This is a genomic window from Pseudomonas sp. LTGT-11-2Z (assembly GCF_003691445.1).
Lineage (GTDB): Bacteria > Pseudomonadota > Gammaproteobacteria > Pseudomonadales > Pseudomonadaceae > Aquipseudomonas > Aquipseudomonas monteilii.
In genome coordinates this window covers 498,896-520,542 of sequence record NZ_CP033104.1, presented here as the reverse complement: position 1 = coordinate 520,542, position 21,647 = coordinate 498,896, and the positions used below count along the sequence as shown (strand labels likewise).

Below are 21,647 nucleotides of genomic sequence, written 5' to 3'. Positions count from 1 at the left end.
AGGAATTGATATGTCCGACCCACTGGTAATCCCCTGCCCCCACTGCAACGGCCTCAACCGCCTGCCCGCCGAGCGCCTGGGTGACGCCCCGAAATGCGGGCGCTGCAAACAAGACGTGCTGCTGAGCACTCCTTTCGAGCTCACCGAAGCCAGCTACGCCAGCCAGATCAAAGGCGACCTGCCGCTGCTGGTCGACATCTGGGCCGACTGGTGCGGCCCGTGCAAATCCTTCGCCCCCACCTTCGAACAGGCTGCCCGCCAGCTGGCTGGCCGTTGCCGACTGGCCAAGCTCGACAGCGAAGCCAACCGCAACCTCGCCGGGCAACTGGGCATCCGCTCGATCCCCAGCCTGCTGCTGTTCAAGAACGGCCGCGAAGTCAGCCGCCAGGCCGGGGCGTTTCCACTTCAGTCGTTGCTGGAGTGGGTGCGTAGCCAAGGGGTTTAGGTGTGTTTTCTGGTGCATGCCTTTAGCAGGATGGCGGCTGTGGCATCGAGCGCCGCCCGCGCGGCGCTTCGCGGGACAAGCCCGCTCCCACATTTGTTTCTGGCCAATTACTCCTGTGCTATAGGCGCGCGCACCCTTGGTATATGGCGGGAGATGGGTGAAGGGTAGCTGCGTAACGTTCGATATCGAATGGAACAAACAAGGCGGACAGCGGTGAACTCACAGGAGGGACTGGCCGGAAACAGATGTGGGAGCGGGCTTGTCCCGCGAAGCGCCGCGCGGGCGGCGCTCGATTTCACAGGCGCCGAAAATGCTGCGCCAGGCACCTGGCAGCCTTGATACCTAACAGACGTCTAACCTCTCTCCTCCAGCAAATCATGCAACTCGACAAACTGCTGGGTCAGCTTGTGCTTCGGCTCCAGGTGAATCAGGGGCAGGCTGGCGTGGTGCGATTCACGCATCTTCACCGAGCTGCCCAGGTACACCGGTAACACCGGCATGCCTTCGGCCAGCAGTTCGTCGAGCATCTGCTGCGGCAGGCTGGCGCGGGACTGGAACTGGTTGACCACGATACCTTCAACCTGAAGGCCCTCGTTGTGGTCGTCCTTGAGCTCTTCGATTTCCGCCAGCAGGCCATACAGCGCCTGACGCGAGAAACTGTCGCAGTCGAAGGGAATCAGCACGCGATCGGCGGCAATAAGTGCAGAAACCGCATAAAAATTAAGCGCCGGCGGTGTATCGATGTAGATCCGCTCGTAGTCCTCGTCCAGCTCGTCCAGCAGCTTTCTCAGCTTGTTGATCTTGTGCTTGGCCTCAAGCTTGGGTTGCAAGTCGGCCAGTTCTGCCGTGGCAGTGACCACATGCAGGTTGTCGAACGGGGTTTCGTAGATATCGACCTTGTTCTTCTTGCTGAACGGCCCGCTGGACAGGCTTTGCTTGAAGAAGTCGGCAATCCCCATGGGGATGTCCTCGCCGGTGAGGCCGGTAAGGTACTGGGTCGAGTTGGCCTGGGCATCCAGGTCGATCAACAGGGTCCGATAGCCTTCATTGGCACTGACCGCCGCCAGGTTGCAGGCAATGCTCGACTTGCCCACGCCACCTTTCTGATTGAACACCACGCGCCGCATGATTGACCTCCGTGTTTCAACGAATGCCCGAGTATGTGGCGGCACTGCGGCAATGGCCAGTGCCATTTGACCGGCATCAGCCCTGGCCGACCACCTGCCCCGTCAACAGCTCGGCAAACGCCTTGGCCATCACCGAATTGCCGCGCTCGCGCTGCACCAGCCAAACCGCCGACATCGCCCCTTCATCCAGCAAGGTGCGGTACACCACCCCCTCGATGCGCATGCGCTGGAATGACGCCGGCAACACCGACACCCCCAACCCCGCCGACACCAGCCCGATGATGGTCATCGCCTCCCCCGCCTCCTGGGCAAAGTGCGGGCTGAAACCTGCCTGACGCGCCAGGCTCAGCAACTGCGCATGTAAGCCGCTGCCATAACTGCGTGGGAAGAACACGAATGGCTCATGGGCCAGCGCCGCCATGTGCACACCCTGTTCAGTGCCCTCGGCAAGCGGATGCGAAGCATTGATGACTGCCACCAGCGGCTCACGAAACAACTCGGTGACCTGCAAACCTTCAGGCAGCGGCATCGGCCGCATCAACCCGACTTCGATGGACTCGTCGAACACCCCTTCGGCGACATCGCGGCTGCTCATTTCCTTGAGGTTCAGATGCACCGCCGGGAAACGCTGGCGAAAGGCATGGATGGCCTTGGGGATCTTCGAGGTGAAGGGCGCAGACGAGGTAAAGCCGATCTTCATTTCACCCAGTTCTCCCAGCTGAGCACGCCGGGCCACATCGGCCGCCTTCTCCACCTGCGCCAGCACCTGACGCGCTTCCTCAAGGAATAACCGCCCCGCCTCGCTCAGCTCCACCCGACGGTTGGTACGCTCGAACAGGCGAGCCCCCAGCTCCTGCTCCAGGGCCTGGATTTGTTGGCTCAGCGGCGGCTGCGAAATGCCCAGTTGCTGGGCGGCACGGCCAAAGTGCAGCTCTTCGGCCACGGCGATGAAGTAACGCAGATGGCGCAGTTCCATGATCAGCTCCGAATGAGTCGAAAAACATCTTAAATAGGTCGAACAATATATTGGATCTAATCATTAGCCAGCTATATGCTTTTTTCATTGCGCCAGAGGTACCCGCCCGTGAAAACTGCTGTAGCCCCCCTTCCAGCCGAACCAGAACCTGCCCCCCTGAACGAAATGTGGATCGAGAAAGGCACCCCCGCCTTCATGAAGACTGTGCTGGCGCTATTCAGCGGCGGCTTCGCCACCTTCGCCCTGCTGTACTGCGTGCAGCCGATGATGCCGTTGCTGTCGAAGGAGTTTGCCATCAATGCGGCGCAGAGCAGCCTGGTGCTGTCGGTGTCCACCGCCATGCTGGCGTTCGGCCTATTGATCACCGGCCCCATTTCTGACCGCATTGGGCGCAAGCCGGTAATGGTCTTTGCCCTGGTTTGCGCCGCCCTCTCCACCTTGGCCAGCGCAGTGATGCCGAGCTGGGAGCTGGTACTGGTCACCCGCGCATTGGTCGGCCTGTCGTTGAGTGGCCTGGCGGCAGTGGCAATGACTTATCTCAGCGAAGAGATCCACCCGCAACACATCGGCCTGGCCATGGGCCTGTACATCGGGGGCAACGCGATTGGCGGTATGAGTGGGCGGCTCATCACGGGCGTATTGATCGACTTCGTCAGCTGGCACACAGCGATGCTGACCATCGGCGGCCTGGCGCTGGTAGCCGCGCTGGTGTTCTGGAAGGTCTTGCCCGAATCGCGCAACTTCCGCCCACAGTTGATGAACCCGCGCAGCCTGCTGGACGGCTTTGTCATGCACTTCAAGGATGCCGGCCTGCCTTGGTTGTTCCTTGAAGCCTTCCTGCTGATGGGGGCCTTCGTCACCCTGTTCAACTACATCGGCTACCGCCTGTTGGCTGAGCCCTACCATATGAACCAGGCGCTGGTCGGCCTGCTGTCGGTGGTGTACCTGTCTGGCATCTACAGCTCGGCACAGGTCGGCGCACTGGCGGACAAGCTGGGCCGGCGCAAGGTGTTCTGGGCCAGTATCGTGGTGATGGCAGGTGGCTTGCTGATGACCCTGGCCAGCCCGCTGGCCATGGTGATCGTCGGCATGCTGGTGTTCACCTTCGGCTTCTTTGGCGCGCACTCGGTTGCCAGCAGCTGGATCGGCCGCCGGGCGCTGAAGGCCAAGGGGCAGGCCTCGTCGCTGTACCTGTTCAGCTATTACGCCGGGTCGAGCGTGGCGGGTACTGCGGGCGGGGTGTTCTGGCACCAGGGGGGCTGGAATGGCATCGGGCTGTTCATTGGCAGCTTGCTGGCGGTGGCGTTGCTGGTGGCGTTGCACCTGAGCAAGCTTCCACCGAAAACGGCTTGAGGGCCATTCGCGGGTTTACCCGCGAATAGGCCCTCGGTTCAGTTGATGATCTCGACAATATCCACATCCACTTCCCGGCTCATCAGGTGCTTCTCCACCTCACCGGTCAACTTGACCTTGGTCTTGTCGTTGAACGGCGTCGGCGGCAGGTCTTCGTCATCGATCTCGACGGTGATGGTGCCGGTGTTGTCCTTGAATTCGTACTTGTCGTCGTTGTTGATCTTCTTGGTCACAAACCCTTGCAGCACAACAGGGGTGTCATCGGCAGCATCGTTGGCAGCGGCAACAGTAGTGACCGACTGAGCGCCGGGGCCGGTATAGGTCGCAGCCAGTGCGCCGGTGCTAAACAGAGGGGCGAGGATCAGGGCGAGGTAACGTGCTTTCATGAGAATCGGGTCCTGTTTGGGTTTCGATGGGACCAGATTAGCGACGATCGCTGAATTAAAACTTAATGCGACAAAAAGCCCGGCACAGGGCCGGGCTCGGGTTTTCAGCCTTCAGATCACTGATGATACTGCGCCGACAGCTCATGCACGGCGTTGATGAATACACCCGCGTGCTCCGGGTCGACTTCCGGTGTAATGCCGTGGCCCAGGTTGAACACATGGCCAGTACCCTTGCCATAGCTGGCCAGAATGCGCGCCACTTCCTGGCGAATGGCCTCGGGCTTGGCGTACAGCACGGTCGGGTCCATGTTGCCTTGCAGGGCCACCTTGTCACCCACGCGGCGGCGGGCGTCGCCGATCTCGCAGGTCCAGTCCAGGCCCAATGCGTCGGCACCGGCGTCGGCAATGCTTTCCAGCCACAGGCCACCGTTCTTGGTGAACAGGATCACCGGCACCTTGCGCCCTTCGTGCTCGCGGATCAGGCCGCTGACGATCTTGCGCATGTAGGCCAGGGAGAATTCCTGGTAGGCCGCCGCCGACAGGTTGCCACCCCAGGTGTCGAAAATCTGCACAGCCTGGGCACCGGCCAGAATCTGGCCATTCAGGTAGCTGGTCACAGACTGGGCGAGCTTGTCCAGCAGCAGGTGCAGGGCTTGCGGGTTGTCGTAGGCCATGGCCTTGGTCTTGCGGAAGTCTTTCGACGAGCCGCCTTCGACCATGTAGGTGGCCAGGGTCCACGGGCTGCCCGAGAAGCCGATCAGCGGCACACGGCCGTTGAGCTCGCGGCGAATGGTGCTGACCGCGTCCATCACATAACCCAGGTCTTTCTGTGGGTCGGGGATTGGCAGCGCTTCGATGTCGGCCGGGGTGCTGATTACCTTCTTGAAACGCGGGCCTTCGCCGGTTTCGAAGTACAGGCCCAGGCCCATGGCGTCAGGGATGGTGAGGATGTCCGAGAACAGGATCGCCGCGTCCAGCGGGTAGCGGTCCAGCGGCTGCAAGGTGACCTCGCAGGCGAACTGCGGGTTCATGCACAGGCTCATGAAGTCACCGGCCTTGGCGCGGCTGGCGCGGTACTCCGGTAGGTAGCGGCCGGCTTGGCGCATCATCCACACCGGGGTGACATCTACGGGTTGCTTGAGCAGTGCACGCAGGAAACGATCGTTCTTCAGGGCAGTCATGTCGGCATCCGGAAAAATAGTGCGGGCATTTTCTCAGACACACAAAGAAAAGGCACGGCTCATTGCCGTGCCTTTTCTCTATGGGTATGTCCTGGATCAATAGATTTTGTATACAAAATCTAAATGATTTCAGACTTCGAGGTAGTCCAGGATGCCTTCAGCAGCGGTACGCCCTTCGAAGATGGCCGTTACCACAAGGTCCGAACCGCGCACCATGTCGCCACCGGCAAACACTTTCGGGTTGCTGGTCTGGTGCTTGAACTTGCCTTTCTCCGGCGCCACTACGCGGCCTTGGCTGTCCAGCTGGATACCATGCTGCTCGAACCACGGCGCCGGGCTTGGGCGGAAGCCGAAGGCGATTACCACGGCATCGGCCGGCAGGATCTCTTCAGAACCCGGGATCGGCTCGGGGCTACGGCGGCCACGGGCATCCGGCTCACCAAGGCGGGTTTCGACCACTTTCACGCCTTCCACCTTGTCCTCGCCAACGATGGCGATAGGCTGACGGTTGTAGAGGAACTTCACGCCCTCTTCCTTGGCGTTCTTCACCTCTTTGCGCGAACCCGGCATGTTGGCCTCGTCACGGCGATAGGCGCAGGTCACCGACTTGGCGCCCTGACGGATCGACGTGCGGTTGCAGTCCATCGCGGTGTCACCACCGCCCAGCACCACGACCTTCTTGCCCTGCATGTCGACGAAGTCTTCAGGCGACTTCTCGAAGCCCAGGTTACGGTTGACGTTGGCGATCAGGAAGTCCAGCGCGTCGTGCACGCCTGGCAGGTCCTCGCCCGGGAAGCCACCCTTCATGTAGGTGTAGGTACCCATGCCCATGAATACGGCGTCGTACTCGGCGAGCAGCTGTTCCATGGTGACGTCCTTGCCCACCTCGGTGTTCAGGCGGAATTCGATGCCCATGCCGGTGAAGACTTCGCGGCGGTTGCTGAGCACGGTTTTTTCCAGCTTGAACTCGGGGATGCCGAAGGTCAGCAGGCCACCGATTTCCGGATTCTTGTCGAACACCACCGGGGTCACGCCGGCACGCACCAATACGTCGGCGCAGCCCAGGCCAGCAGGGCCGGCGCCGATAATGGCAACGCGCTTGCCGGTTGGCTTGACCTTGGACATGTCCGGACGCCAGCCCATGGCGAAGGCGGTGTCGGTGATGTACTTCTCCACCGAACCGATGGTCACCGCACCAAAGCCGTCGTTCAGGGTGCAGGCACCCTCGCAAAGGCGGTCTTGCGGGCACACGCGGCCGCACACTTCCGGCAGGGTGTTGGTCTGGTGCGACAGCTCGGCGGCGGCCAGGATGTTGCCTTCGGAAACCAGCTTCAACCAGTTGGGGATGAAGTTGTGTACCGGGCACTTCCATTCGCAATACGGGTTACCGCAGCCCAGGCAGCGGTGCGCCTGGTCCACGGACTGCTGCGGCTTGAACGGCTCGTAGATTTCCACGAACTCTTTCTTGCGCTGGCGCAGCAGCTTTTTCTTCGGGTCCTTGCGGCCCACTTCGATGAACTGGAAGTCGTTGTTCAGACGTTCAGCCATTTTTCAAAACCTCTTTACAGCAGCTGCAAGCTACAAGCTGCAAGCCGCAAGACGATCACTTAAGCCGGGCAAACCTCGTACTGCCTTTACGTGCAGCTTGAGGCTTGCCACTTGCAGCTGTTTTTACTGCGGGTTGGCACGGGTGCTGGACAGCAGTTGCTTCAGGTTGGCTGCCTTCGGCTTCACCAGCCAGAAGCGCCGCACGTAGTCGTCCAGGTTCTCCGAGAGCTCACGCCCCCACTCGCTGCCAGTTTCTTCCACATACTCGGCAAGGACGCGCGCCAGGTGGCTGCGGTAGGCCTCCATCGCTTCACCACTGATACGCTGGATTTCCACCAGTTCGTGGTTGAGTTTGTCGACGAAGCTATTGTCCATGTCGAGCACGTAGGCGAAGCCGCCAGTCATGCCAGAACCGAAGTTGTAACCGGTCTTGCCCAACACGCAGACAAAGCCGCCGGTCATGTATTCACAGCAGTGATCGCCAGTGCCCTCGACAACAGCGTGGGCGCCGGAGTTACGTACAGCGAAGCGCTCGCCAGCAGTACCGGCGGCGAACAGCTTGCCGCCGGTGGCACCGTACAGGCAGGTGTTGCCGACGATGGCGCTGTGCTGGGTTTCGAACGGGCTGCCGGCTGGCGGCACGATGGTGAGCTTGCCACCGGTCATGCCCTTGCCGACGTAGTCGTTGGCGTCGCCTTCCAGGTGCAGGTTCAGGCCACCGGCGTTCCACACACCGAAGCTTTGGCCCGCAGTACCCTTGAAGCGGAAGGTGATCGGCGCCGCTGCCATGCCCTGGTTGCCGTGCAGGCGGGCGATTTCACCCGACACGCGCGCACCGATGGAACGGTCGCAGTTGCAGATGTCGAGGTTGAACTCGCCACCAGCCTGGTCACGGATGGCCGGCATGGCCATTTCCACCATCTTCTCGGCCAGCTCGCCCTGGTCGAACGGCGGGTTCTTGTCCACTTCGCAGAACTGTGGCTTGTCAGCCGGAATGTGCGAGCTACCCAGCAGCGGCGACAGGTCCAGGTACTGCTGGCGCTCGGTGTCGCCTGGCAATACGTCGAGCAGGTCGGTACGGCCGATCAGTTCGCCCAGGCTGCGCACGCCCAGTTTGGCCAGCCATTCACGGGTCTCGAGGGCGACGAAGGTGAAGAAGTTGATCACCATGTCGACGGTGCCGATGTAGTGATCCTTGCGCAGCTTGTCGTTCTGGGTGGCTACGCCGGTGGCGCAGTTGTTCAGGTGGCAGATGCGCAGGTACTTGCAGCCCAGGGCGATCATTGGCGCGGTACCGAAGCCGAAGCTTTCGGCGCCAAGGATGGCCGCCTTGATCACATCCAGGCCGGTTTTCAGGCCGCCGTCGGTCTGTACCCGCACCTTGCCGCGCAGGTCGTTGCCACGCAGGGTCTGGTGGGTTTCGGCCAGGCCCAGTTCCCACGGGGCGCCGGCGTACTTGATCGACGTCAGCGGCGAAGCACCGGTACCCCCGTCGTAACCCGAGATGGTGATCAGGTCGGCATAGGCCTTGGCCACACCAGCGGCGATGGTGCCCACGCCGGCTTCCGCCACCAGCTTGACCGACACCAGCGCCTGCGGGTTGACCTGCTTGAGGTCGTAGATCAGCTGGGCCAGGTCTTCGATCGAGTAGATGTCGTGGTGCGGTGGTGGCGAAATCAGGGTCACGCCCGGTACCGCATAGCGCAGCTTGGCGATCAGGCCGTTGACCTTGCCGCCTGGCAGCTGGCCGCCCTCACCGGGCTTGGCGCCCTGGGCTACCTTGATCTGCAGCACTTCGGCGTTGACCAGGTATTCCGGGGTCACGCCAAAGCGACCGGTGGCCACCTGCTTGATCTTGGAGCTGCGCAGGGTGCCGTAGCGCGCCGGGTCTTCACCGCCCTCACCGGAGTTGGAGCGCGCGCCCAGGCGGTTCATGGCCTCGGCCAGCGCCTCGTGGGCTTCCGGCGACAGGGCACCTAGCGAGATACCGGCGGAGTCGAACCGCTTGAGGATGGCCTCCAGCGGTTCGATCTGCTCCAGCGGCAGCGGCTGGTCGGCCACTTTCACTTTCAGCAGGTCGCGAATCATCGACACCGGGCGGGTGTCGACCAGCGTGGTGTATTCCTTGAACTTGGCGTAGTCGCCCTGCTGCACGGCGGCTTGCAGGGTGTTGACCACATCCGGGTTGTAAGCGTGGTACTCGCCACCGTGAACGAACTTCAGCAGGCCGCCTTGCTGGATCGGCTTGCGCGCGCTCCAGGCTTCGGCCGCCAGCAGCTTCTGGTCGCTTTCCAGGTCTTCGAAGCGCGCACCCTTGATACGGCTGGACACGCCCTTGAAGCTCAGGCCGACCACTTCCTCGGCCAGGCCGATGGCTTCGAACAGCTGCGCACCACGGTACGAGGCGATGGTGGAGATACCCATCTTCGACAGGATCTTCAGCAGGCCCTTGGAGATGCCCTTGCGGTAGTACTTGAAGACTTCGTCAAGGTCGCCCAGTACTTCGCCGGTGCGGATCAGGTCGGCCAGCACTTCATAAGCCAGGTACGGGTAAACAGCCGAGGCACCGAAGCCCAGCAGCACGGCAAAGTGGTGCGGGTCGCGGGCGGTGGCGGTTTCCACCAGGATGTTGCTGTCGCAACGCAGGCCTTGTTCGGTCAGGCGGTGGTGCACTGCACCCACGGCCAGCGAAGCGTGCACCGGCAGTTTGCCCGGGGCGATGTAGCGGTCGCTCAGCACCAGCTGGGTCTTGCCAGCGCGCACGGCTTCTTCAGCCTGGTCAGCGATATTGCGGATGGCCGCTTCCAGGCCGACACCCTCTTCATAGTTGAGGTCGATCAGCTGGCGGTCGAAACCTTCGCGCTCCAGGCTCATCAGCGAACGCCACTTGGCGGGCGAAATGACCGGCGAGCTGAGGATCACCCGCGAAGCGTGCTCCGGGGACTCCTGAAAAATGTTGCGCTCGGCGCCCAGGCAGATTTCCAGCGACATCACGATCGCTTCGCGCAGCGGGTCGATCGGCGGGTTGGTCACTTGGGCGAACTGCTGGCGGAAGAAGTCGTACGGCGAACGCACACGCTGCGACAGCACGGCCATCGGCGTGTCGTCACCCATCGAGCCGACAGCTTCCTGGCCCTGCTCACCCAGCGGGCGCAGCACCTGATCACGCTCTTCGAAGGTGACCTGGAACATCTTCATGTATTGCTTGAGCTGGTCAGCGTCATAGCTGGCCACGCCCTGGTCGTCGGTCAGCGTCGCCTGGATACGGGTGGCGTGCTGACGCAGCCAGCGCTTGTAGGGGTGACGCGACTTCAGGCGGTTGTCGATGGCGTCGGTGTCGAGGATCTGGCCGGTTTCGGTGTCCACGGCCAGGATCTGACCCGGGCCGACACGGCCTTTGGCCAGCACTTCCTCAGGCTGGTAGCCCCATACGCCGATTTCCGAGGCGATGGTGATGTAGCCATTGGTGGTGGTCACCCAGCGTGCCGGGCGCAGGCCGTTCCGGTCCAACAGGCACACCGCGTGGCGGCCTTCGGTCATGACGATACCGGCCGGGCCGTCCCACGGCTCCATGTGCATGGAGTTGTATTCGTAGAAGGCGCGCAGGTCGGCGTCCATGGTCTCGACGTTCTGCCAGGCTGGCGGTACCAGCATGCGCACACCACGGAACAGGTCGATGCCACCGGTCACCATCAGTTCCAGCATGTTGTCCATGCTCGACGAGTCGGAACCCACGCGGTTGACCAGCGGGCCGAGCTCTTCGAGGTCGGGGATCAGGTCGTTGGCGAACTTGGTGCGACGGGCCATGGCCCAGTTGCGGTTGCCGGTGATGGTGTTGATCTCGCCATTGTGGGCGAGGAAGCGGAACGGCTGCGCCAGCGGCCATTTCGGCAGGGTGTTGGTGGAGAAGCGCTGGTGGAACACGCAGATCGCGGTTTGCAAGCGCTCGTCACCCAGGTCTGGGTAGAACGCCGCGAGATCGCGCGGCATCATCAGGCCTTTGTAGATGATGGTCTTGTGCGAGAAGCTGCAGATGTAGTGGTCGGCGTCGTGGGCGTTGGCCACCGACGAACGGCGACGGGCACTGAACAGCTTGATCGCGAATTCCTGATCGCTCAGGCCTTCACCGCCGATGAACACCTGCTCGATCTGTGGCAGGCGCTCCAGGGCCAGGCGGCCGAGCACGCTGGTGTCGATCGGCACCTTGCGCCAGCCGACCAGTTTCAGGCCGGCTGCGAGGATTTCGCGGTCCATGTTGGCGCGGGCGGCTTCAGCTTTGACCGGGTCCTGGTTGAAGAACACCATACCGACGGCGTACTGCTTCGGCAGCTCGACGGCGAAGTGCTCCTGGGCCACGGCACGCAGGAATTGATCGGGCTTCTGCATGAGCAGACCGCAACCGTCACCGGTCTTGCCGTCGGCGTTGATGCCGCCGCGGTGGGTCATGCAGGTCAGCGCCTGCATGGCGGTTTGCAGAAGGTGGTGGCTCGGTTCGCCCGTCATGTGGGCGATCAGGCCAAAACCACAGTTGTCCTTGAATTCTTCGGGATGGTACAGACCTGTTTTCATAGACACATTCTCACCAGGTTCACCTCTCAACGGAGGCAAATCTCTTTTTTAACAACCACTTACCATCCACGCCGATCAAACGCCAGCTTTTTTGCGGTGGCCATGGAAAACCATTGTTGCACAGCGACAGCGATGCCCACAAATTTTCATGTCTCACCATTGAAAATTTATGTCGCAATTTTGAATGCTTTTGCGCCATGCGCCGTGATAGCAGCTTGGCTCGAGTCTGAAGCGTTTCAGCCATGACTGCAAGTAAGGCTTGTGGCCGGCAGTCTGGGACAGAAAAGCCTGCCGCGTTAAAACGCAGCAGGCTAGTCGAAAGCTAGAATTCGCTTAGCTACTGGGCGGCGGGGTGATGCCGCCCGGAAGGTATCAGCGGGCCGAGGCCAGCTCTTGTTGGACGCTGGCGACGGTACGTGGCCAAGGTTTACCAGCCTGGACCTTCGCTGGCAAGTTCTTGATTGCCGCAACCGCTGCATCGCGGCTGGCGAAGCTGCCATAAGTCACGACGTACAACGGCTTGCCCTGCAGGTTTTTCTTGAAGTAGCGATAGTCGCCACCCTGGGCCTTGACGTACGCCTGAGCCGAAGCCTCGGAGCTGGTGCCGAGGATCTGCACCACATAGTTACCCGGCTTTTGCCCGGCGTACCAGCCACCGCTGCCACCACCGGATGCCGCTGGTTTTTCAGCCGGTTTGGCGGCTGGCTTGGCCACGGCAACCTGGGTCGGTGCTGGCGTAGGCTTGGCAGGTGCAACCGGTTTGGCCGGTTGGGTTGCGACGGGCTTCGGCGCAGGTGCCACCGGCTGCACAGGCTGGGCAGGCACGCTGGCGACGGGCTGGGCAGGCGCAGGTGCCGGGCCGGCGGGCACGCCTTGCGGCGGAGCAATGGTGGTCACGGTTGGCGGTGGGTTGCCAGGCTGCAGCGCGGTATCACCTGCCGGGCTGCCTTCTTCACCTTCACCCATGCCTGCGGCTTGGGCCAGCGGTTCGCGCATCACCGGCTGGGACTGGCCCACCAAAGGCAGTGGCATCGGCTGGGACGAGCCAGAGAACTCGATGGCAGCACCTTGCTTGCCTTCGCCAAGCGGCAACTGGGCTTGGGCGGCTGGCGCATCGGCCGGCGCCTTGTCGCCTTTCTTGGGCATCAACACCGCGGCGCCAACGGCGACCACGACCACAGCGGACAGCGCGAGCACATGTTTTTTAGGCATCTTGAACCCCATGGATGGTCGCTTGGCCGTTGAGCGGCTGGCGATCATGGCTTCGATCAAAGTGTCACGGGCGACCTGGTTGATGTTGCCAGGCCAACCGTCGGAGTTTTCATGGATATCGACGATCTGTTCACGGCTGAACACCTCGATGCCCCGGCCCGCGCCTTCCAGACGCTGCTCCAGGTACTCGCGGGTTTCCTCTTCACTGTAGGGGGCGAGCTCGATGATGTGGAAGCGTTCTTCCTCGATATTGAGCTCATCCAGCCCGGCAATCAGTGACGGTTCACCGAACAGGAACACATGCGGGCGTCCTTCCGGTACACCGGCCGCCAATTCCAGCAACGCTTGGAGTGCCGACTCGTCGAGTTGTTCCGCATCGTCTACCAGCAAATACACTTCCTGCCCGGTGAGTGCCAGCTGCACCACCTTGGACAGAATCGCCTGCACTTCAGCTTGGTCCACACCCAGATCCTGGGCGACCTGGGCCAGCATGCCGGAAGCATCGCTGGCACTACGGGCAGACACCACAACGCTCTGCACCGCCTGTTTGTTGGTGCTGGCCACCAGGGCCTGGCGCAGCAGCGACTTGCCGCTGCCCAGCGGGCCGCTGACTACCAGCATCAACTGGCTATAGCGTGCCAGATGGTGCAATTGGCCAAGCACGGGCTTGCGCTGGGCCGGGAAGAACTTGAAGCCGGGCACGCGGGGCGCGAACGGATCGTGGCTCAACTGGTAATGGTCGAGAAAGGCCTCATCGGCATGCAAACTGGTCATTGCGCTGTCACAACCTCAAAGCTGGGCCACGATCGCGCGGTAATCCGCCGACAGCGTGGCCTGTAGAATCTCTTTCGGATAGTCGTCGGTCACCACGGCCTCGCCCATCTGGCGCAGCAGCACCAGACGCAGACGACCGTCGAGCACCTTCTTGTCGACCGCCATGTGCTCCATGAAATGCGCCGGGGTCATTTCCTGTGGTGGCACCACCGGCAAACCTGCGTCCTGCAACAGGCGGATTCCGCGATCGCGCTCGGCCTGGTCGATCCAGCCAAGGCGCATGGACATTTCCAGGGCCATCACCGTGCCCGCTGCCACGGCTTCGCCGTGCAGCCACACGCCGTAGCCCATGTGGGTCTCGATGGCATGCCCGAAGGTATGCCCCAGGTTCAGCGTGGCCCGTACGCCAGACTCGCGCTCATCGGCCCCGACTACCGCAGCCTTTGCCGCGCAGGAACGACGAATGGCTTCGGTCAGGGCCACAGGGTCCAGGCCGCGCAGGGCCTGCATATTGTCTTCGAGCCAGGCAAGGAACGGCTTGTCGCAGATCAGGCCGTACTTGATCACCTCGGCCAGGCCAGCCGAAAGCTCGCGTGCAGGCAGCGTCTTCAGGCTGGTGGTGTCGATCAGCACTGCATTGGGCTGATAGAAGGCACCGACCATGTTCTTGCCCAGCGGGTGGTTGATACCGGTCTTGCCGCCCACCGAGGAGTCGACCTGGGACAGCAGGGTGGTCGGCACCTGGATGAAGTCGACACCACGCTGGTAGCAGGCGGCCGCGAAGCCGGCCATGTCACCGATCACACCCCCGCCCAGAGCAACCACGGTGGTGCGGCGATCATGGCGGGCGGTCAGCAGGCCATCGAAAATCAGCTGCAGGGTTTCCCAGTTCTTGTAGGCTTCGCCATCGGGCAGCACCACTGGCAGCACCGAATAGGCGCCGAGGGTCTTGGTCAGGCGTTCGAGATACAGGGGCGCGACGGTCTCGTTGGAAACGATGGCGACTTGCCGGCCGGCAATGTGCGGCGCCAGCAACTCGGGCTGGTCCAGCAAGCCTTCGCCTATGTAGATCGGGTAGCTACGCTCGCCCAGGTCGACCTTAAGTGTCTGCATGTATCCCCACAATGTACTTAGGCGCGGCGCCGTACGGGCAACCTGCGCGGTAACGTTGAACCTCGCCTCGGCGCTGGTGGCCGAGAATAGTCCCGGGTTAACGGGGCGGCAACTGCTGCAAGCGCTCGAGAATGTCGATCACCACCATGCGCGGCGGCCGCTCGTCGGTTTCCACCACCAGGTCGGCGATCTCGCGGTAGAGCGGGTCGCGCGCTTCCAGCAGGGCGCGCAAGGTCGCCTCGGGGTTGGCGGTGCGCAGCAGCGGGCGATTGCGGTCGCGTGCGGTACGGCCAACCTGCTGCTCCACCGAGGCGTGCAGGTAGATCACCCGACCACCCTGGTGCAATGCCTGGCGGTTGGCTTCGCGCATCACCGCGCCGCCGCCGGTGGCCAGGACCACGCCATCAAGCGCGCACAGTTCGGCGATCATCGCTTGCTCGCGATCACGAAAACCCGGCTCGCCTTCCTTGTCGAAAATCCACGGGATATTGGCGCCGCATCGCAGTTCGATTTCCTTGTCGGAATCCTTGAACAGCAGGCGCAGCTCTTTGGCCAAAAGGCGTCCAATGGTGCTTTTACCAGCGCCCATGGGCCCCACAAGTATCAAATTTCGCACAGAATCAACGACTCACAGCAATCGCCTGGTCACTCATGATACGCGGAGTCAGGAAGACCAGCAGCTCGGATTTTTTCTCTTGTAATGCATCGCGTCGAAACAGCCGCCCAACATACGGCAGATCGCCGAAAAATGGCACCTTGTCGACCACATTGTTTTGCGAAGTGGAGTACACGCCACCAATCACGATGGTTTCACCGTCCGCCACGCGAACCTTGGCATTGACCTCGTTCTTGCGAATCGGCGGTACGTTGTTCAAGGCATTGACGTAATCCGGCTCGTCCTTGGTCACCCTGACGGTCATGATCACCTTGTTGTCCGGGGTGATTTGCGGTGTCACCTCCAGCGACAGCGAGGCTTCACGAAACGACACCGAGGTGGCGCCACTTTGACTGGTTTCCTGGTAGGGCACCTCGGTGCCTTTGAGGATCCTGGCCGTTTCCTTGTCGGCCGTTACCACTTTGGGCTGCGAAATGATCTCGCCGTTGCCGCTTTTTTCCATGGCGCTGAGCTCCAGGTCGAGCAACAGGTCGCCACGCAGCAGGCCCAGGCCGAGACTACTGCCCGCACGCTCCACACCAAGATCGACAAACAGCTCCTGGCCCGGCCGCAGGTTTTCGCTATACAACGGCCCGCCCCAGCGCACCCCCAGGCTTTTCTCGTAATCGACGTTGGCTTCGACGATACGCGCCTCGATCGCCACCTGGCGCACCGGCACGTCCAGTTGCGCAACCAGCTGCCGCAGTTCCGCCAGGCGGTCGGCGGGCTGGTACGCCACCAGTGTATTGGTGCGCTCGTCGACAGTCAGGCTGCCCCTGGCAGTGAGGGTGCCGTCATCCGCCAGGCTGGTCAGCAATAGATCAACCAGCTCGGCGGCCTTGGCATGATGGATTGGTATCAGCTCACGGCGTAGCGGCTGCACCTGAGCATTCGGCTCCAGCCCCAAGGGGGCATCGAACGGCTGCGCGGCAAACGCTGCCGCAGGTGCCACCAGCAGTACATTACCCTCCTGCCGCCGGGCCAGGCCCTTGCTTCGCAACACCAGGTCGAGTGCCTGATCCCAAGGTACATCCTGTAAACGCAACGTGACGTTACCTTGTACGTCGTCACCCGCAACCAGGTTGACGCCCGCATAATCAGCCAGCACCTGCAGCACCGAGCGCACTTCCACATCCTGGAAGTTCAACGACAGGGGCTCACCCTGGTAAGGCATCGCCGACGCCAGCGGGATCGGCAGCAGGGCTGCCAACACCCATTTCATCAACATTTTCATTCCGGTCCGGGGCCTCCTTGCCCAGGCGCTTTGCAAGGGTGATGAACGCTGTGCGCTCGTGCCACACCCCCGCCATGAATAGCCGTTCGCGGACCTCGACCTGGTCTTGGTCGACCCGCTCCACCACACCGTGGTTACGCCCTAAACGCTCGCCTGCCCGAACCCTATAGAGCCTGCCAGCCGCCATCAGCAGCGCCTCGTGCGACATCCCGCGCGACAGGCTGCCGACCATTTCCAGTTGTGCCAACGGCACACTGCCCAGCCCAAAGCTTGCCATTCGTCTTGCTGCTGGTGTGAAAGGGTCGACCACGGGTTCTGGTGTGGCGGCCCTGGCCGAGGTGCGTGCAAACGCCTCGGGTGCCGGCACCGGCGCGACAGCCTCGAAGGCCTCTACACGCAGTTGCAGGCGCAAAAGCCTTGGCTGCCCCTCGACAATAGAAAGGTTGATGTCGCCACTGCGCAGCAGACGCGCCTGGCCCAGCCAGTCGTGCAGCCATTGACGCAAAGCCGTGTAAGGCCCCATCACCTGCACCTCCAGGGGTGTTTTGCGGTAGCCTGCCTGCGGCTCGCTTTCATGCACATCGAACCGCTCGACCAGTAGGCCGTGCGCATGCCCCGACGAAGCCAGGCTGCCGAGCACGTCGCTCATGCCCTCCCCGCTGGCCAGGTGCCAGTGAGCCTCCAGCAACGCCTGCTCGGTAACAATCAGAGCTGCCCGCAGTTGCTCCAGCTCGACCAGCTTCGCCGTGCTGGCTGACTGCTGTTCATCTAATGAGGCTTGCCTGGACGCCTCTTGTGCCTGTTGCTGGAGCGCTGCCGGCAGGCGCAACGCGCAACCCAGACCGAACACCAGCACAGCGGCCATGGCTGGCGCCAGGCACCTGATACGCCTGGAGTGCTCGGCGACCGCCAGCCAGGCAAAGATCGGCGCCACATTCACGACCAGAACGCCGAAACGCGCGCGACCAACAGAAACTCATCGCCACCCGGCACGCTCCTGATGCGCTTGAGCTCCAGGTCGAGCAGAACACGCGAATGTTCCAGGTCGCGCATGAACTGCGCAACCACGGCGCCGGAGGTAGCCAGCCCGGCCAGCTGCAAGTGGCCGTTTTCCAGGCTGAGGTCAAGGAGCTGCACGCCCATCGGCAGCGCCCCTTCGAGGTCAGTGAACACATCACCCAGAATGCCCTGCTGAGCGCGCAAACGCTCAAGCGCAGCCAAACGCTCCAGCAGCGCCTGATGCTGTGCACGCACATCATCCAACGGCCGCAATTGCTCGGCCAAGCGTTCAAGCGCGGCCTGTTGCCGGGTGTTGGACAGCGCCTGCTGCTGCCCGCGCTGGCGGGCCAGCTGGTCGACCAGCATCACCGCGCACAGCGCCAGAATGGCGCCAGCGACCAACCGGGAGCGAAAACGCCGAAGCGTGGCCTGGCGCTGCCGCTCACGCCAAGGCAGCAGGTTCAGTCGCATCATGGCCGCAATCCTCCATAAGCAAGGGCGCAAGCCAGCAGCATCGACCCGTCGACATGCTCAAGCCCGGCCCGGCCAGGCAAATACCGGCACGTCGTTTTCAGTTGACGGCCCAGGCTTTGCAGCCAGTCAGGATCCAGCGAACAACTGCTGGTTATCCACAGGCCCGCAGGCAGATGCTCATCGGCAAGCAGCGCATGCAGCGCCTCCGACAGCGGCCCCATCCCCTTCTGCCCCTGCGTTTGCAATTCACGACGCTGGCTGGGCCGACCGGGATGCCAGTCATAAAGAACTGCACCATGTGCCTCTACACGCAGTAATGCCGAGCCTTCGAAGCACCCCTGAGGCAACATGCGGCACAGGGCGATGTTATCGACCTCGACGGCTTCCAGCTGCAACCCTGCCTCATCGACGATGGCCTCCAGAGACGCCAACGCACTTTGCCGGCATGCGGCCACCATCACCTCGGCGCATCCCGGTTGCACGCGAGACGCCCCTAGCACCTGAAAATCCAGGGCCAGGTCCTCCAGCGGAAACGGAAACAGTCGCTCGGCATCGGCCAGCAAGTGCGCCTCCAGCTCTGCACCAGTCTGCTCCATCGGCAGATGACACAGCTTGCAGATCACCTGGTTGGCGGGTAATGCCAACGCTACCCGCCGCTGCCTGAGACCACTGCGCCGGTAGGCACGACGCAAGGCTGCCACCACCGCAGCGGGCTCCGCTGCCCAATCCTTGCCGGCCGCTGACTCGAACGGTTCCTGAGCCGAGGCAAGCACCCGACAACGCCGGCTGCGCCGCTGAAGCTGCACAACCCGAACAGCGTCCGGGGCAATTTCTACCCCCACCAGTGAACCGGCATCCTTGCCGAAGCGTCCTAACATCGCGGCTTCCTTGCTGCGTGTCGCAGCGATCTGTCGCAACCCCGCGGCAACACTGGGCCGGGGCTGCTCATCGGGGCGACGGGCAGCCTGGCCGGTAACCCGGAGAGGCGAAAAATGCTTATAATGCCCAGCGTTTTCTGGTCCGCCGGACCTGCGTGCAATCCACTCTCAACCTGGACACCGAAAAACCTTGATACGTCTGCTGAAGTTCTTCTGGTGGTCTTCCGTCGCAGTCATCTGCGCGCTCGTACTCGGTGTGAGCGGTGCGTTTCTGTATCTTAGCCCCAGCCTGCCCTCGGTCGAGTCGCTCAGAAGCATCCAGTTGCAGATCCCCCTCAGGGTGTACAGCAGCGATGGCAAGCTGATTGCCGAGTTTGGCGAGATGCGCCGCTCGCCGATCCGCTTCGCGGAAATTCCACCACAGTTCATTCAGGCACTTCTGTCAGCCGAGGACGACAATTTCCTCAACCACTACGGTGTCGACCCCAGCAGCCTGATGCGCGCAGCGACCCAGCTGGTAAAAACCGGGCATATCCAGACCGGCGGCAGCACCATCACCATGCAGGTGGCGAAAAACTTCTTCCTCACCAGCGAACGCAGCTTCTCGCGCAAGACCAACGAGATCCTGCTGGCCCTGCAGATCGAGCGCGAGCTGACCAAGGACGAGATCCTCGAGCTGTACGTGAACAAGATCTACCTGGGCAACCGCGCCTACGGCATCGACGCAGCCGCGCAGGTGTATTACGGCAAGTCGATCCGCGACGTGAGCCTGGCGCAGATGGCCATGATCGCCGGCCTGCCCAAAGCACCGTCACGCTTCAACCCGCTGGCCAACCCGGTGCGCGCCAAGGAGCGCCGCGACTGGATCCTTGGCCGCATGTACAAGCTGGGCAAGATCGACGAAGCCAGCTACCAGGCTGCCCTGGCCGAGCCCCTCAATGCCAGCTACCACGTGCCGACGCCTGAGGTGAATGCCCCCTACATCGCTGAAATGGCCCGCGCGGAAATGGTCGGCCGCTACGGCAGCGACGCCTACACCGAAGGCTTCCGCGTCACCACCACAGTGCCCAGCGACATGCAGGAAATGGCCAACAAGGCCATCCTGAACGGCCTCTCCGACTACGACGAGCGCCACGGCTATCGCGGCCCCGAAGCCCGCTTCCCGGGCCGTACCCAGGCAGCCTGGCTGGAGGAACTGGGCAAGCAGCGCATCCTTGGGGGACTGGAGCCGGCCATTGTCACCCATGTCGAAAAAACCGGCCTGAAGGTGCTGACCCGCGACGGCCAGCAAGCCGAGGTTGCCTGGGACACCATGAAGTGGGCGCGCCCGTTCATCAACAGCAACGCCCAGGGCCGTACACCGCAGTCGCCGGCCGACGTGGCCCAGGTCGGTGACCTGGTGCGCCTGCAGCGTCTGGACGACGGCAAGCTCAAGTTCAGCCAGGTGCCTGGCGCACAAAGCGCCCTGGTCACCCTCGACCCGTACAACGGCGCCATTCGTGCACTGGTTGGCGGCTTCTCGTTTGAGCAGAGCAACTACAACCGCGCCATGCAGGCCAAGCGCCAACCGGGTTCGAGCTTCAAGCCGTTCATCTACAGTGCCGCACTGGACAGCGGCTACACGGCAGCCACCCTGGTCAACGATGCGCCGATCGTGTTCGTCGACGAGTCGGTGGATAAAGTGTGGCGGCCGAAGAACGATACCAACACCTTCCTTGGCCCGATCCGCATGCGCGAAGCGCTGTACAAGTCGCGTAACCTGGTGTCGATCCGCTTGCTGCAGGCCATGGGTGTAGACCGCACCATCGACTACATTGCCAAGTTCGGTTTCAACAAGCAGGACCTGCCACGCAACTTGTCGCTGGCCCTGGGCACCGCCACCCTGACCCCGATGGAAATCGCCACCGGCTGGAGCACATTCGCCAACGGCGGCTACAAGATCACCCCGTACCTGATCGACCGCATCGAAAGCCGCAGCGGCGAGACCCTGTTCACCGCCAACCCGGCCCGCGTACCGCAGGGTGCCGAAGACCAGGCGGGCCTGGCCGCACCTGAACAACCCATCAGCACCGCCGCCATGCCAGGTGAGGCGCCGCCGGCCTTCAGCCAGGTTGCGACTGCACCACAAGCACCTGCGGTGGCCGAACAGATCATCGACGGGCGCACCACCTACATCCTCACCAGCATGCTGCAGGACGTGATCAAGCGCGGCACCGGCCGCCGGGCGCTGGCACTGGGCCGCACCGACTTGGCAGGTAAGACAGGCACCACCAACGAATCCAAGGACGCCTGGTTCTCCGGCTACAACGCCGATTACGTGACCACCGTGTGGGTCGGCTTCGACCAGCCGGAAACCCTTGGCCGTCGCGAGTACGGCGGTACGGCGGCCTTGCCGATCTGGATGAGCTTCATGGGTGCGGCGCTGAAGGACAAACCGAATCACGCACCGGCAGAACCGGAAGGCATCCTTAGCCTGCGGGTCGACCCGGTCAGTGGCCGCGCTGCCTCGCCGAGCACGCCGAATGCCTACTTCGAGCTGTTCAAGGCCGAAGACTCGCCGCCGTCGGTGGATGAGCTGGGCAATGGTGCAGCGCCTGGCAGCCCGCTGCCAGCGGATGAAGCGGCGCCGATGGATCTGTTCTGAGGCTGGGTGTTTGACTGGGGTTATGTGAGGCTGCTGACATCGAGCGCCGCGCGGGCGGCGCTCGATCTCATAGGCGACA

The 21,647-nt window shown here is 62.6% G+C and carries 16 protein-coding genes; 3 read left to right on the top strand and 13 right to left on the bottom strand.

The genetic code is table 11. From position 1 onward, the window contains the following. Positions 1-10 precede the first annotated feature (10 nt). Positions 11-445, top strand: a complete 435-nt coding sequence (gene trxC / locus D8767_RS02445) for a thioredoxin TrxC (RefSeq protein ID WP_016712483.1) — start codon at positions 11-13, stop codon at positions 443-445. A gap of 353 nt (positions 446-798) precedes the next feature. On the opposite strand, the gene D8767_RS02440 is transcribed toward trxC, so the two are convergent. Further along, a complete protein-coding gene (locus D8767_RS02440) occupies positions 799-1,572 on the bottom strand; it encodes a ParA family protein (RefSeq protein ID WP_016712484.1) in 774 nt (257 codons plus the stop codon). 76 nt (positions 1,573-1,648) lie between these two features. Continuing rightward, entirely contained in the window at positions 1,649-2,548 is a 900-nt protein-coding gene (locus tag D8767_RS02435; RefSeq protein WP_016712485.1) for a LysR family transcriptional regulator, read from the bottom strand. A 165-nt stretch (positions 2,549-2,713) separates the two neighbouring features. Between D8767_RS02435 and D8767_RS02430 the strand changes: the two genes are divergently transcribed. After that, a complete protein-coding gene (locus D8767_RS02430; protein WP_231115640.1) occupies positions 2,714-3,901 on the top strand; it encodes an MFS transporter in 1,188 nt (395 codons plus the stop codon). A 38-nt stretch (positions 3,902-3,939) separates the two neighbouring features. Here the strand turns inward: D8767_RS02430 and D8767_RS02425 are convergent, their stop codons facing one another. The 11 genes from D8767_RS02425 to pilM form a co-directional block, all read right to left on the bottom strand. Beyond that, positions 3,940-4,287 (bottom strand): YgiW/YdeI family stress tolerance OB fold protein, encoded by a 348-nt coding sequence (locus D8767_RS02425; protein WP_016712487.1) that lies wholly within the window; start codon positions 4,285-4,287, stop codon positions 3,940-3,942. A gap of 116 nt (positions 4,288-4,403) precedes the next feature. Then, complete coding sequence (gene hemE, locus D8767_RS02420; protein ID WP_016712488.1) at positions 4,404-5,468, bottom strand: uroporphyrinogen decarboxylase; 1,065 nt, start codon at positions 5,466-5,468, stop codon at positions 4,404-4,406. Positions 5,469-5,597: 129 nt separating this feature from the next. Further along, entirely contained in the window at positions 5,598-7,016 is a 1,419-nt protein-coding gene (locus D8767_RS02415) for an FAD-dependent oxidoreductase (protein WP_016712489.1), read from the bottom strand. A gap of 123 nt (positions 7,017-7,139) precedes the next feature. Further along, positions 7,140-11,585: a glutamate synthase large subunit gene (gltB, locus tag D8767_RS02410; protein ID WP_016712490.1), complete on the bottom strand. Its 4,446-nt coding sequence runs from the start codon at positions 11,583-11,585 to the stop codon at positions 7,140-7,142. A gap of 372 nt (positions 11,586-11,957) precedes the next feature. Beyond that, on the bottom strand, positions 11,958-13,571 hold the full coding sequence (locus D8767_RS02405) for an SPOR domain-containing protein (protein ID WP_016712491.1): 1,614 nt from the start codon (positions 13,569-13,571) through the stop codon (positions 11,958-11,960). Positions 13,572-13,586: 15 nt separating this feature from the next. Next, complete coding sequence (gene aroB, locus D8767_RS02400; protein WP_028698446.1) at positions 13,587-14,684, bottom strand: 3-dehydroquinate synthase; 1,098 nt, start codon at positions 14,682-14,684, stop codon at positions 13,587-13,589. Positions 14,685-14,781: 97 nt separating this feature from the next. Continuing rightward, positions 14,782-15,300: a shikimate kinase AroK gene (gene aroK, locus D8767_RS02395; RefSeq protein WP_028698445.1), complete on the bottom strand. Its 519-nt coding sequence runs from the start codon at positions 15,298-15,300 to the stop codon at positions 14,782-14,784. Between the two features lie 4 nt (positions 15,301-15,304). After that, positions 15,305-16,573 (bottom strand): type IV pilus secretin PilQ, encoded by a 1,269-nt coding sequence (locus D8767_RS02390; RefSeq protein WP_016712494.1) that lies wholly within the window; start codon positions 16,571-16,573, stop codon positions 15,305-15,307. Further along, positions 16,497-17,498, bottom strand: coding sequence for a pilus assembly protein PilP (locus D8767_RS02385; protein WP_028698443.1), 1,002 nt, complete (start codon positions 17,496-17,498; stop codon positions 16,497-16,499). Before D8767_RS02385 ends, D8767_RS02390 begins: the two co-directional genes overlap by 77 nt. Positions 17,499-17,509: 11 nt before the next feature. Then, positions 17,510-18,046: a PilN domain-containing protein gene (locus D8767_RS02380; RefSeq protein ID WP_016712496.1), complete on the bottom strand. Its 537-nt coding sequence runs from the start codon at positions 18,044-18,046 to the stop codon at positions 17,510-17,512. Continuing rightward, entirely contained in the window at positions 18,043-18,924 is an 882-nt protein-coding gene (gene pilM / locus D8767_RS02375) for a type IV pilus biogenesis protein PilM (protein WP_016712497.1), read from the bottom strand. Before pilM ends, D8767_RS02380 begins: the two co-directional genes overlap by 4 nt. A gap of 190 nt (positions 18,925-19,114) precedes the next feature. Between pilM and D8767_RS02370 the strand changes: the two genes are divergently transcribed. After that, the gene (locus tag D8767_RS02370; protein WP_016712498.1) at positions 19,115-21,568 is read left to right on the top strand and encodes a penicillin-binding protein 1A; all 2,454 of its coding nucleotides are present in this window, start codon (positions 19,115-19,117) and stop codon (positions 21,566-21,568) included. Positions 21,569-21,647 lie beyond the last annotated feature (79 nt).